Source organism: Enterococcus sp. 7E2_DIV0204, from assembly GCF_002140855.1.
GTDB classification, from domain to species: domain Bacteria; phylum Bacillota; class Bacilli; order Lactobacillales; family Enterococcaceae; genus Enterococcus_L; species Enterococcus_L lemimoniae.
In genome coordinates, this window is sequence record NZ_NGKY01000001.1 from 2,902,862 (window position 1) to 2,915,765 (window position 12,904).

The 12,904-nt window shown below is 37.1% G+C and carries 12 protein-coding genes; 8 read left to right on the forward strand and 4 right to left on the reverse strand.

Annotated elements, in window-relative coordinates; translation table 11 throughout:
- Positions 1-264: 264 nt before the first annotated feature.
- The 3 genes from A5819_RS13475 to A5819_RS13485 all read left to right on the forward strand — a co-directional run bounded on the left by A5819_RS13475 (position 265) and on the right by A5819_RS13485 (position 2,629).
- Positions 265-1,242 (forward strand): inorganic phosphate transporter, encoded by a 978-nt coding sequence (locus A5819_RS13475; protein ID WP_086279705.1) that lies wholly within the window; start codon positions 265-267, stop codon positions 1,240-1,242.
- 12 nt (positions 1,243-1,254) lie between these two features.
- The gene (locus A5819_RS13480) at positions 1,255-1,878 is read left to right on the forward strand and encodes a DUF47 domain-containing protein (RefSeq protein WP_086279270.1); all 624 of its coding nucleotides are present in this window, start codon (positions 1,255-1,257) and stop codon (positions 1,876-1,878) included.
- A gap of 112 nt (positions 1,879-1,990) precedes the next feature.
- Positions 1,991-2,629, forward strand: coding sequence for an HD domain-containing protein (locus A5819_RS13485; protein ID WP_086444340.1), 639 nt, complete (start codon positions 1,991-1,993; stop codon positions 2,627-2,629).
- Between the two features lie 95 nt (positions 2,630-2,724).
- On the opposite strand, the gene A5819_RS13490 is transcribed toward A5819_RS13485, so the two are convergent.
- Positions 2,725-4,638: a heavy metal translocating P-type ATPase gene (locus tag A5819_RS13490; RefSeq protein WP_086279271.1), complete on the reverse strand. Its 1,914-nt coding sequence runs from the start codon at positions 4,636-4,638 to the stop codon at positions 2,725-2,727.
- 265 nt (positions 4,639-4,903) lie between these two features.
- Positions 4,904-5,734, reverse strand: a complete 831-nt coding sequence (locus A5819_RS13495) for an undecaprenyl-diphosphate phosphatase (RefSeq protein ID WP_086279708.1) — start codon at positions 5,732-5,734, stop codon at positions 4,904-4,906.
- Between the two features lie 178 nt (positions 5,735-5,912).
- On the opposite strand from A5819_RS13495, the gene A5819_RS13500 reads away from it, so the two are divergent.
- From A5819_RS13500 to A5819_RS13520, 5 genes are all read left to right on the forward strand, one after another.
- Positions 5,913-6,404, forward strand: coding sequence for a PTS glucose transporter subunit IIA (locus A5819_RS13500; protein ID WP_086279272.1), 492 nt, complete (start codon positions 5,913-5,915; stop codon positions 6,402-6,404).
- A 201-nt stretch (positions 6,405-6,605) separates the two neighbouring features.
- Complete coding sequence (locus tag A5819_RS13505; RefSeq protein WP_086279273.1) at positions 6,606-7,670, forward strand: DUF871 domain-containing protein; 1,065 nt, start codon at positions 6,606-6,608, stop codon at positions 7,668-7,670.
- A 1-nt stretch (position 7,671) separates the two neighbouring features.
- Positions 7,672-8,559 (forward strand): N-acetylmuramic acid 6-phosphate etherase, encoded by an 888-nt coding sequence (murQ, locus tag A5819_RS13510; RefSeq protein ID WP_086279274.1) that lies wholly within the window; start codon positions 7,672-7,674, stop codon positions 8,557-8,559.
- A 19-nt stretch (positions 8,560-8,578) separates the two neighbouring features.
- Positions 8,579-10,015 carry a PTS transporter subunit EIIC gene (locus tag A5819_RS13515; protein WP_086279275.1) on the forward strand — a complete coding sequence of 479 codons (1,437 nt, stop codon included), beginning with the start codon at positions 8,579-8,581 and terminating at the stop codon, positions 10,013-10,015.
- Between the two features lie 217 nt (positions 10,016-10,232).
- Positions 10,233-11,090 (forward strand): MurR/RpiR family transcriptional regulator, encoded by an 858-nt coding sequence (locus A5819_RS13520; RefSeq protein WP_086279276.1) that lies wholly within the window; start codon positions 10,233-10,235, stop codon positions 11,088-11,090.
- Between the two features lie 85 nt (positions 11,091-11,175).
- Here the strand turns inward: A5819_RS13520 and A5819_RS13525 are convergent, their stop codons facing one another.
- Together A5819_RS13525 and A5819_RS13530 are read right to left on the reverse strand one after the other, a co-directional pair.
- On the reverse strand, positions 11,176-11,877 hold the full coding sequence (locus tag A5819_RS13525) for a histidine phosphatase family protein (protein WP_086279277.1): 702 nt from the start codon (positions 11,875-11,877) through the stop codon (positions 11,176-11,178).
- 362 nt (positions 11,878-12,239) lie between these two features.
- On the reverse strand, positions 12,240-12,866 hold the full coding sequence (locus tag A5819_RS13530; protein WP_086279278.1) for an MBL fold metallo-hydrolase: 627 nt from the start codon (positions 12,864-12,866) through the stop codon (positions 12,240-12,242).
- Between the last annotated feature and the right edge of the window lie 38 nt (positions 12,867-12,904).

Below are 12,904 nucleotides of genomic sequence, written 5' to 3' on the forward strand. Positions count from 1 at the left end.
TAAATTAAGGTCTTACACAGGAAAATCCATATGTAATTCAACACTAATCATTATACCTAATCCAAACAGGCATTGCAATAAAAGATGACAAGTTTTTTTCCTTAACAGTAAAAATATTGATTTCTTTAGCCAAAAATCAATTTGAAATCAAGTTTGCTAGGAAAAATAGATACATTTTATAAAAAATATGCTATCATAGCAGGGGAAAAATGAAATGGTGGTGTCAATGTGAATATTGCTTTAGTTGTAACGGTTACACTTGTGATGGGCGTGATATTTGTAAATGGATGGACTGATGCGCCGAATGCAATTGCAACCGCTGTCTCTACACGTGTTTTAAAGCCAAATGTGGCCATTTGGATGGCTGTTGTCATGAACTTCTTTGGTGCCTTAGTGATGACCTATTTTAATGCACAGGTTGCTGAGACGATCAGTAACATCGTGAGTTTTGATGCACAAGGAAATGCACCGCAAGTAGCTCTAGCGGCTTCTTTGTTTTCGATTGTTGTCTGGTCGGTAGCAGCTTGGTATTTTGGTATTCCTACAAGTGAGAGTCATGCGCTGATAGCTGGATTGACAGGGTCGGCAATGGCTTTAGGCGGACTTGGTGCAGTGAATGGTTCTGAATGGGGCAAAGTGCTAGTTGGTTTAGTTGTTTCCACAGTGATGGGCTTCGGTGGTGGTTACCTTGTCACAAAGCTAATTGTAATCTTTTTCAAAGATGTTGCTAGAAGGACTGCAAATAAAGTCTTTACCTATGGGCAAGCATTTGGTGCGGCTGCGAATGCTTTTTTACATGGTGCTCAAGATGGTCAAAAATTCATGGGTGTCTTTATGCTAGGACTTTATTATAATAACCTAGCTGAAAAATCAGGTTCAGGATTTATTATTCCAATCTGGGTCATGGTCCTTTGCTCTGTCACAATGGGGTTTGGGACATCTGTTGGCGGGATGAGAATCATCAAATCAGTTGGGATGGATATGGTAAAATTAGAGCGTTACCAAGGATTTGCAGCTGATTTAAGTACAGCGATTTGCTTGTTTGCGGCCTCTATTTTTGGTATTCCAGTTTCAACTACCCATACTAAGACAACAGCCATCATGGGTGTAGGTGCTTCCAAACGAGTTTCAAGCGTTGATTGGCGGATTGTCAAAGAGATGCTGATTGCTTGGATTTTAACATTTCCAGGTTGTGGTGTCATTGCCTTTGTTATGGCAAAACTATTTATAGCACTATTTTAAGGAGAGAATAAAATGGCTAGAAAGAAGCAATTTGATTATTTTGGGGAATTAGAACATTTGGCAAAAAATGCGCACCAAGCGGCAGAATTGCTAGAAGTGATTGCTCGTGATTATTCGTTGGAAAAATTAGAAACGGATGCAGAGCAAATTCATCTATTAGAACGTGAAGGCGATCAAATCGTTCAAAAAATTATGAAGGAATTATATATATCGTTTATCACACCAATCGATAGAGAAGATATTGTCGAAATAACGCAACGGTTAGATGACGTATTAGATACGATCAATAGTATTGCTTATTTGCTAAGTAGTTTAGTTGTGAAAGAATTGACTGAAAATGCCAAGGTCTTTATCACGTTTGCAGTAGAAGCCACAGCAGGTGTGTTAACGGCTACAAAAGAGTTTGCAAAATTCAAAAATTCTAAAACGTTGCATGCGATGATCGATGAAGTAAGCGAAATCGAAGGAAAAGCGGATAAACTATATAGTGACTCTTTAAAAGCATTATTTACAAACGAACAAAATCCTATCGAAGTAATTCGTTGGAAAAATGTATATGATCAATTAGAAGAGCTATTGAACGCTAGTGAATCTGTAGTTGATGTGATTGGTGGATTAGTTATAAAAAATAGTTGATTCCAAGTTAAATAAAGAGGGACAAAATACAGGTTGTTACTTCCTAATTGTCTATCTGACTGGCAGGGAAGATACTATAGATCGATTTCTATTTACTGATAGGAGGGACTAGGTGGATCAACCAAAAATAGAAGCAATCAAAAGCTATGCACAAACGATAATGGAAAGCGACCAATCAGGTCATGGGATGGATCATATTAATAGAGTGGTGCGCTTATCCAGTGAGATCGCGGAAACTGAAAGTTGTGATCATTTTATCGTAACAGCTGTAGCTTACCTTCATGATACAGTGGACGATAAGTTAGTCGCAAACCCAAAACAAGCTTATCAACAACTAAAAGAATTTTTACAAAAAATTGATGTTTCTACAATACAGATTGAGCAAATCATTCATATCATAACAAATCTTTCCTTTAGCCAAGAATTGACTGGAACAGCTGAAAAACTGACGATTGAAGGGAAAATAGTGCAAGATGCGGATCGTTTAGATGCCATGGGCGCAATTGGGATTACTCGAACGATTTATTACGGCGGTCATAAAGGAAACAAAATCTATGATCCAAACATTAAACCTAGAGCACTCGAATCTAAGGCAGAATATCGAGAAGAAAGTACTGTTATCAATCATTTTTATGAGAAGATTCTATTGTTGAACGAAAGATTAAATACAGATTATGCTAAAGAAAAAGGCAAGAAGCGGCAAAAGTTTTTAGAAGGTTTTTTACAAGAATTTTTGGAAGAATGGCATTGAAAGATCAAAAAAAATTGAAAGTGTCAGGTAAACGGAAAAAAGTTTATCTGACACTTTCAGCTTATCAAAATAGGAATATGAATAGATGGTGTCTTTTAAATAAATTCGGTAGTTTGTGCAGAAAAACGTGTAGCGTGAGATTTTTCAATGGGAATTGTTTGTAACAGTCTCAAACCATTTAAAATGACAAGAATCGTGCTTCCCTCATGACCAATAACGCCTAGTGGTAAATTAATGATTTGAACGAAATTTGATAAGATAAGCAGCACGATGATTCCCGCAGAAAGAATAATATTTTGGGTTACGATTCGTTTTAATTTTTTTGAAAGTAAATGACTCATTTGGAGCTTTTCCAAGTCGTTTTGCATTAACACCATATCGGCTACATCCATTGCGATGTCAGTTCCTTCACCCATCGCAACACCGATGGCCGCGTTGGCTAATGCTGGAGCATCGTTGATGCCATCCCCAACCATTACGTTAACGCCATAAGTTTCCTTTTGTTTTTTGATCAGAATGGTTTTATCTTCTGGTAAGCAATTAGCATAAACGTCATCTACTCCAAGCTCGGCTGCAACAGCAAGAGCTGTTTTTTTGTGATCACCAGTAATCATGGTTGTTTTGATTCCTGCTTGTTTGAAATAATTGATGACTCTTTTTGCTTCCGGCTTTGGAACGTCTAGGAGCCCAAAATAAGCAATAAGTTCTTGATCTTGAAATAGGTAAATCACTGTTTTTCCATCATTTTGAAGTTGCTCGATTTCAAGTTCCAAGTCGTTATTTAGAATAGCTTGATCATTAAAGGCACCTTTACCAACGCGCCAAGTTGTAGAATCAATCGTTGTTTCCATACCAAAACCAACAATATTTTTGACTTCTACATGACTATAATCTGCAGTAACTTCGTCTTCAAAGCGAAGGAGAATAGCCTGAGCTAAAGGGTGGGTTGAGTGTCTTTCCATGGCTAAAAGAATCGTTAAAGCTTCTTCTTTATTATTTAAAAAGATAGCATCAGTCACGACAGGTGTGCCTCGGGTTAAAGTTCCTGTTTTGTCAAACGCAATTGCTTTTAGAGAAGCTAAATTTTCTAAGTAGACACCGCCTTTAAACAATACACCATTTCTGGCACCGTTAGAAATAGCAGCTAATGTCGCAGGCGTTGCAGAAGCGACTAATGCACAAGGTGAGGCGACAACTAGTAGTACCATTCCTCTATAAAAACTTTCTGACCAAGACCAACCTAAAAATAAATAGGGGATCAAAATCATCATAGGAATAGCAAGCAAGACGATTTTGACATAGGTATTTTCTAATTTTTCAATAAAGCTTGCAGTTTGAGAAGGAGTATTTTGTGCTTCATCAACTAGGCGGATAATTTTGGCAAATAAAGTGTTCTCACTTGTTTTACTAACTGTCATTGTCAGTGCTTCACCTAAATTGATTGTTCCTCCAAAGAGTGGAGCATCCATTCCTTTTTCTACTGGAACAGATTCGCCAGTGATCGCGGATTCATCAATGCTTGACGTACCTTTTACCAAAGTACCATCTATTGGGATCCGAGCTCCTTTAGGGACGAGTAATCGGTCGCCAATCTGTAATTGAGTCACAGTAATTTCTGTTGTTTTACCGGATTCATCTAGTAAATAGGCAGTATCAGGTTGCATGTTCATCAAACTGGCAATCTCTTTTTTACTTTTGTTTGTTGTGTATTCCTCTAAAGCCCCGCTAAGACAAAAAATGAATGTCAGCATTGCACCTTCAAACCAATTTCCAATAATACAAGCTCCGATCGCGGCTAAGGCCATCAATAAATCTACATTAAGATGTTTATTTTCCAAAGTATCAAGAAGGCCTTCTTTTGTTTGTTTAAAACCACCAAAAAAAATAGCTGTTACAAAAATAAGTGGATAAAAGCGGACACCTGATTTTTCTAAAATAAAACCGACGATCATAAATAGTAAACATAAGATAGTAGCTAGAATTGCTTTTTTTTCCTCTGAAAGTTTCATTGTGATCACTCCTTACAATGAGCATAGCATAAATAAATTCTAATTGATAATCAAATTACTTAATTGAGAACGATAGTGATTATCAATTAGATTAACGCTGTTTTTATAGTGTTTTTGCATGTATGTAAAATAGATTTATTCTAATTAGTAATGATAATCATTATCAACATGATTCAAGGTAATTCTATAATAAATAAACAAGTTCTAAAAAATATAGTTTTAATTCGCATAAAAAAAGAACCGATTAAATCGGTTCTAAATGTTATTATGAAAATAGCCAGTAACTTATGAGTAGCACACCTAATACAATTCGGTACCAACCAAAGGCGGTGAAATCGTTGCGTTTTAAGTAGTTCAATAAGAACTTGATTACAATAATTGAAACAACAAATGCTACAATCGAGCCAACTAATAGAATGAAAGTTTCAGTAAAGCCAAATGAATTTCCTTTCATTACGAACTTTACAATTTTCAAAAAGCTTGCTCCAAACATGACCGGAATTCCAAGGAAAAATGAAAATTCTGTTGCGACAAAACGTGAAGCTCCAATAATAATTGCGCCAAGAATCGTTGCTCCTGAACGCGAAGTACCAGGGATTAATGAGAGCACTTGGAAAAAACCGACGATTGCTGCGGCTTTATAGGTAAAGTCTCTTAAATCGGTACATTTTGGTTTACGATCTCGATTCCTTTTTTCGATGACCACAAAGGCGATTCCATAAACGATCAGCATCAGTGCAACAGTAAAGAAGTTATGAAATTTGGCTTCCAACCAATCATCAAGTGGAATACCGATGATTGCGGCTGGTGCACAAGCCACAATAACTTTTGACCAAAGAATCCAAGTATCTTTCTTTTCTGTCTCGCTTTTTTGAGGTGAAAACGGATTTAGCTTGTGGAAATAAAGAATAACCACAGCCATGATCGCACCAAGTTGGATTACGACATTGAACATTTCCATGAAATCTTTGCTGAGATTCATTTTAATGAATTCATCGACCAAGATCAAATGTCCGGTGCTACTAATAGGGAGCCATTCGGTGACTCCTTCGATAATGCCTAAAATAATTGCTTTCCATAAATTTGATAAAAGCATAGGTTCAATCCTTTCCAGCATAAAATAGTCAATCACTAATAGTATACCTTTTACGATCAGAAAAACCAACTAAGTTTTCATGACCAATAGAAAAATTTAGATACTGGTCTGTTCTGTATTGTAATTATTCAAAGAATTTTCTATACTATTACTATTCATAAAAGTTGGAGGAGAAAATATGTTTGGATTTTTGAAAAAGAAAGAACCAGTTCAATTAAATGAAACGCTATACGCAGTAGCTACAGGAGAATTGATCCCAATCAGCGATGTAAATGATCCTGTTTTTTCACAAAAAATGATGGGAGACGGTTTTGCAGTTCTTCCTGAATCAGGAGCTATCTATTCACCAATAGTAGGGGAGATCCTAAGTGTGTTTCAAACAAAACATGCTGTCGGTATGAAAATGGCGAATGGACTTGAAATTTTGTTACACATGGGAATCGATACGGTTGAACTTAATGGAACACCATTTGATATAAAAGTTAGTGAAGGAACTAAAGTATCACAAGAGACACAAATCGCAGCAGTTGATTTAGAAGCGATCAAATCTGCTGGCAAAGCAACAGATATGGTTGTTGTGATCACCAATATTGATAAGGTGAAGAGCTTTGAACTTAATAAAACAGGATTTGTAAAGGCTGGCGATGAAGTTGGTCTTGCTAAAGCATAGCTGATCAATCAGGCTAAGCTTAAAACAACATATGATTCAGTTTATGTAAGGCGGAATATGACTCTTAGAGTGATGTTCCAGCCTTATTTTTCTCTTCTGATTTGAAAAATAATTTTATTTATACTCTGTTAAAAATAAATAAGTTGAAATTTTATTTCATTTGTTTTATAATGAAAGCGGATTAGGAGGGAGCAAATAAAAATGTATGGTATTTCAGTATTTTTAGGCGAAGAGATCACCGATGACACACGCAACTATATTCAAAAAATGAGTGAAGTTGGCTTTAATGGAATCTTTACTTCGTTACACATCCCGGAAGACGACTCTGCTTTGTACCGTCAACGGCTAAGAGAGCTTGGTTCGATTGCTCAAAAATTGGATATGAAGTTAATGGTCGATATTTCAGGCGAAGCACTGATACACGCAGGGCTTTCATTTGACCGTTTGGATGAGATTACTTCAATAGGCGTTACTGGCTTGCGTATGGACTATGCTATTTCAAATCAAGTAATTGCTGAAGCCTCTCGCCATCTAAATATTGGTTTGAACGCCAGTACAATTACTGCACAAGATGTCCAAGAATTGCAGATGTTTAAAGTGGATTTTTCAAAATTTGAAGCTTGGCATAATTATTACCCTAGACCTGAAACAGGTTTGTCCAGTACCTTTTTTAGAGAAAAAAATAGCTGGCTACAAGAATCAGGATTTAAAGTTGTTGCATTTGTTCCGGGCAATAAGAAACTAAGAGGGCCTTTATATGAAGGATTACCTACACTTGAAAAACATCGTTACCAAAACCCATTTGCAGCAGCGATTGAACTACAAAAAAATGATCAGATAGACAGTGTTTATCTAGGTGATCCTGAAATAAACGAACGAACTATACAGCAATTTGCTAGATACAATTGTGATCAAATAGTGCAGTTAGAAGTAGAACCTGTGGGGAGTGATTACTATTCACTTATTTTGGGCATACATGTTAATCGTCAAGATGAAGCCCGGGATGTAATCCGAAGTGCAGCTGCACGGTTTAAGGAAATAAATAGGATCGAACCAGAAACGTTAAGAGAGCGTGAAATAGGTAGCGTGACCATTGATAATTTTCAATATGGGAGATATATGGGAGAAATACAAATCGTGAAAAAACAGTTGCCAGCAAATAAAAAGATCAATGTTGTAGCAAAAGTTGTAGCCGAAGATCACTCTTTGCTTAAATTGATCAGCGCAGGTAAAACGTTTAATTTAATTGAGAAGGAGTCACTATAAGATGGATTTAGAAAAATTAACGACTGAACGAAGAAATCAGGAAACAATGAATTTAGATGAACTAACAATAAAAGATGCTTTAGAGAAAATGAATCAAGAAGATCAAAAGGTTGCAATAGCCGTCAAAGAAGCACTTCCACAAATAGAACCAGTAATACAATCGATTATTGCTGCTTTCAATGCCGGTGGCAGATTGATTTATATGGGAGCCGGAACAAGTGGACGTTTAGGTGTATTGGACGCAGCAGAGTGTGTTCCGACTTTCGGAGTTTCACCTGAGATGGTTCAAGGTTTGATTGCAGGTGGTAAAGAAGCCATGACAGTGGCAGTAGAAGGGGCAGAAGATTCTAAAGCGTTCGGACAAAATGATTTAAAAGCGCTGGGATTGACAAATAAAGATGTTGTAATTGGTATTGCTGCAAGTGGTCGAACCCCCTATGTGATTGGTGGATTGGTTTATGCAGATTCAGTTGGTGCCGTTACGGGTTCGATTTCATGTAATAAAGATGCTGAAATCAGCCGCTATGCTAAATTTCCAATCGAAGTCGATGCTGGACCAGAATTCTTAACAGGTTCAACTCGCTTGAAATCAGGAACGGCGCAAAAATTGATCTTAAATATGCTCTCAACGATTTCGATGATTGGAATTGGCAAAGTATACAATAATTTGATGGTGGATGTGAAACCGACAAATGAAAAACTAGTTGAACGATCAAAACGAATCATCATGGAAGCAACAAACTGTGATTACGAAACTGCAGCTGCTTATTTTATCAAAGCCGATGAAAATGTAAAATTAGCAATTGTAATGTTACTGACAAATTCATCAAAAGAAGCAGCAACAGAAAAATTAATACAAGGCAATAATTTTATCAAAAATACCATTTAAAAAATGAGGAGGAAAAGACATGACAGAAGATAAAATCAAACGTCTGGCTAGGGAAATTTATGAAGAGGTAGGTGGGCAGGAAAATGTCTTAAAATTGCGTCATTGTATGACACGTGTCCGGATGGATATTCGGGATTATGATAAAGTGAAATTAGAAGAATTAAAAGAAATTGATGGCGTAATGGGTGTGGTTGAAGACGATACACTGCAAGTTGTGATCGGGCCTGGAACCGTGAATAAAGTAGCTCAAGAAATGGTCGATATGGCGGGTGTAAAATTAGGAGAACCTTTCCCTGAACCGAAAATAACGCAATCAGGGAAGCAGTTAGTGGAAGAAAAGGCAGCTCAAGTCAAAGCAGCACAGAAAGAAAAAAATAAAAATAACTCTGGATTCAAAGCCGTTTTGAAATCCATTTCTAATATTTTTGTTCCGTTAATTCCAGCTTTTGTAGGTGCAGGGATCATCGGTGGTATAGCCGCAGTTATGTCCAATTTATTAGTTGCCGGCACAATTGAAGACTCTTGGCAACAATATATTGATGTATTAAATATTATCAAAAATGGTATTTTTGCTTATTTAGCATTATACACTGGGATCAATAGTGCAAGTGAATTTGGTGCAACACCAGCGCTTGGGGGCGTGATTGGTGCTGTAACGATGTTAACAGGAATGAATCCAGAAGCACCACTACCTAATATTTTGACTGGTGGAACTTTATCAGCAGGTCAAGGCGGAATTATTGGCGTGATTTTTGCAGTTTGGTTACTTTCATTGATTGAAAAACAACTCCATAAAATTATTCCAGATTCAATTGATATTATCATTACACCAACAGTTTCTTTGCTTGTGATTGGGTTAATTACGATTTTCCTAATCATGCCGGTAGCTGGATTGATTTCTAATAGTTTGGTAGGTGTAATCAATGTTGTTTTAGAAAAAGGTGGTATGCTAGCTGGTTTCACTTTAGGTGCAACCTTCTTACCAATGGTTATGTTTGGTCTGCATCAAATTTTAACGCCAATCCATATTGAAATGATTGCTCAAACTGGCATAACATTATTACTACCAATCCTTGCGATGGCAGGTGCAGGTCAAGTCGGTGCTGCTTTAGCATTATGGATTCGTTGTAAATCAGATACAAAACTGGTTGAAATGATCAAAGGTGCATTACCAGTGGGTATTTTAGGAATTGGTGAGCCATTGATCTATGGTGTAACATTGCCTTTAGGACGTCCGTTTATTACAGCGTGTATTGGTGGTGGGATCGGCGGAGCCGTGATCGGTGCTTTTGGAAATGTCGGCTCGATCGCAATCGGGCCAAGTGGAGTAGCGTTGATTCCACTGATTGCTAACAACCAATGGTTAGCCTATGTTTTAGGATTATTGGCTGCTTATGCTGGTGGATTTGTTGCAACATTTTTCTTTGGGATTCCAAAAGATCTACAAGAAAAATAAAGCGTTATTTTAACAACTGAAAAACAACTGATCTCCTAATTTGTGGTACTTTGACTGCTAAATGGAAAGAGATCAGTTATTTTTTTACAAAAAGTGACTTCAGTTTGGCGAATAGATTCCTTTTCTACTTATTTTTAGCTATAATGGAAGAGTATCTTGCCGAAATTTCTCTATTAAGTTTAGTTTGATTTTTGCATAAAAGAAGGATGTGTAGGCCATGCAGCAAAATATAATTTTAACGATACAAGATCATTTTGACCATTTGCCTGGATCTGAACAAAAAGTGGCAGAGTATATTTTGAAAAATACAAGTGAAGTTATTAATTTAAGTGCTCAAGAGTTGGCCAAAAAAGCTGGATCAAGTCCAGCAGCAATTATTCGTTTTTGCCGCTCGATCGAAGTTAGCGGTTTTACTGATTTAAAGTTACTGCTTTCAGCCAACTTGGGAGCAGTGGACACGCCAATGAATACTGAGGTTGAAGATGGTGAAACAACAGCTGCAATCAAAGAGAAGCTCCAGCATCGTTTGATCCATATCTTAGAAAGAACGAATGAGCATCTAGACGATCAAGCCATCGATGAAGCTGTTAGCGAGCTTGAGACTACTGAGATCATTTTTGTTTACGGGTTAGGGGCTTCATCGTTAGTGGCACAAGATATCTATCAAAAATTTACGCGTCTTGGGTTAAGTGTGTTTTTTACAATGGATCATCACTTATTCGCTTCTGCAATCGGAACAAATCGCTTGAAAGGGATTTTTATCGGAGTCTCAAACTCAGGTTCAAATCAAGAAACCAATGCATTGGCTGATCTTGCCATTGAAAAAGGTCTGACAGTGATCGGGTTAACTGCCAATAGTGACTCTGCATTAGCACAAAAGAGCACAATTTTATTATTGACTCCTATTGGTGGAGAAGCGCCATTAAGAAGTGCGGCAACTGTATCATTGACAGCTCAGCTCTATGTTGTGGATGTACTTTTTTTCGCTTATGCTGCTAAAAATTACGAAGAAACGTTGACGCAAATCAAGCATTCTAGAGGCGCCGTTGGCATTGTAAAAAAGGAATTGAATTGAGGATTTTAGTAAATTTAATTTGTAAATCAAAAAAAATAGACTATAAAAAGCAATAGCTGCTTTTTATAGTCTATTTTGAAGGTCATCAATACTGAGTGGAAATCCGGCGTCCATCATCAATATAATGAGTATCATTGACTGTATCGATCGTAAATTTCCCATTTTCATAGATAAGTTTTGTTACACTGCCATTTTCCAAACCAATTTGCATTGGCAAACTATCATCAATTAAGGACATTAAAAATGAAATCGTCAAACCATGAGAAACGATCATCACGTTTCCTCCGCCATCTTTCTCACGATGATGAGCAATATCTTCAAATCCGCTCCAAACTCGTTCACGAATTTTTTCATAAGGTTCCGCCCAATTTGCAGTGTCGGCCGCAATGATAGCATCCGCTAGATCTTTATAACTGATTCTATTGGTCATCATATCCTCATAGTTTTTAAACGCTAAGATTCTAGGTACAACTCCCCAAAGTTCACCATCGTATCCACCATCTAAAGAACCGAAACACCACTCGCGAATACGGCTGTCAGTGCCATATGGAATTGCTTGACCATTAGAATGCTCATGTAAAATGATTCGAGCAGTCTGCATAGCACGTCCACTGTCACTAGAGTAAGCTTCTTTGAACTCCGTATTGCTCAGACCAAGACCTAAATAGTGAATGACTTCTTCACCTTCTTTAGTCAATGGTGTATCCGACCAACCTTGTGTTCTACCAATCGTATTGAACATTGTTTTACCATGACGAATAATATATAACGTTGTAGGTTCATTCATCTCAAATTTCCTCCTTAAATTAAAAGCGCAGCAGGTTCGCTTAACTCTGACAAGAAAATAGGGAATTCCGACTGAGGTGTTCTTTACCTCATTCGGAATTTATCTTTTTCTCGAAGCGCTAGCCTGCGAAGCTAGATAAGACTAAAAGCGTAGTGGGCTCGTTCAGTCTCGACTGAAAAATAGGAAAAATTAACTGTGATGTTTCTTTATCACAGTTAATTTTTATCTTTTTTCCGAGAGATTAGCCCGCGAAGCTAGATAATACATGGTAACAACGTTTCGCTTCGCTAAACCTTGTACTTTTCAACATCAGTTCATTTTATTCACTGTGTTTCAAAGCAAATCAACGAGTTTAAAAAGAGTTAATTAAAAAAAGGATTTGTTTTTTTCTCATGTTCGATCGTTGTTGCGTCGCCATGACCAGGATAGGCAGGGAACTCGTCTGGCAAAGTGAAAAGATAAGTAGTGATACTGTGCAACAATTGCTGCATATCTCCTGTGCGTAAATCCGTTCTACCAATACTACCTTTGAATAGCGCATCTCCTGTAACTACAAAATCATCAAAAACAAAACTAACACTTCCAATTGAATGACCAGGTGTCGGTATAACAGAAAAGTTGATTCCGCCTAAATTATAATCAGTCAATTCAAATTCTACTTCTGCAGGTTGGACGATAATATCGGCAATATCGTTATGACGGCCAAGACCAGATAAATTGAAGATTGGGTTTGAAAGCCACTCTTGTTCAAGCGGGCTGACATACACTGGAATATTGTAAAGATGACGCAACTCTTCAACCGCACCGATGTGATCATAGTGGGTATGGGTTAGTAAAATTGCGATTGGCTTTTTACCTGTTTTTTTGATAAGTGCTGCTATTTTAGTTGCTTCATCACCAGGATCAATAATTAAAAGGTTTGTATCGTTATAAATTAAGTAACAATTTTCTTGGATCACGCCAGTTTGTATTCGTTCGATTTTCAACATAGTTTGTTGCCTCCTAGTTAATAAGATTCTTCTTCAAG

Coding starts and splice junctions, on each gene's coding strand:
- A5819_RS13530 (WP_086279278.1), bottom strand. CDS start 12,866: ATGTTGAAAATCGAACGAATACAAACTGGCGTGATCCAAGAAAATTGT.
- A5819_RS13490 (WP_086279271.1), bottom strand. CDS start 4,638: ATGAAACTTTCAGAGGAAAAAAAAGCAATTCTAGCTACTATCTTATGT.
- A5819_RS13505 (WP_086279273.1), top strand. CDS start 6,606: ATGTATGGTATTTCAGTATTTTTAGGCGAAGAGATCACCGATGACACA.
- A5819_RS13520 (WP_086279276.1), top strand. CDS start 10,233: ATGCAGCAAAATATAATTTTAACGATACAAGATCATTTTGACCATTTG.
- A5819_RS13475 (WP_086279705.1), top strand. CDS start 265: ATGGGCGTGATATTTGTAAATGGATGGACTGATGCGCCGAATGCAATT.
- A5819_RS13495 (WP_086279708.1), bottom strand. CDS start 5,734: ATGCTTTTATCAAATTTATGGAAAGCAATTATTTTAGGCATTATCGAA.
- A5819_RS13515 (WP_086279275.1), top strand. CDS start 8,579: ATGACAGAAGATAAAATCAAACGTCTGGCTAGGGAAATTTATGAAGAG.
- A5819_RS13480 (WP_086279270.1), top strand. CDS start 1,255: ATGGCTAGAAAGAAGCAATTTGATTATTTTGGGGAATTAGAACATTTG.
- A5819_RS13500 (WP_086279272.1), top strand. CDS start 5,913: ATGTTTGGATTTTTGAAAAAGAAAGAACCAGTTCAATTAAATGAAACG.
- murQ (WP_086279274.1), top strand. CDS start 7,672: ATGGATTTAGAAAAATTAACGACTGAACGAAGAAATCAGGAAACAATG.
- A5819_RS13525 (WP_086279277.1), bottom strand. CDS start 11,877: ATGAATGAACCTACAACGTTATATATTATTCGTCATGGTAAAACAATG.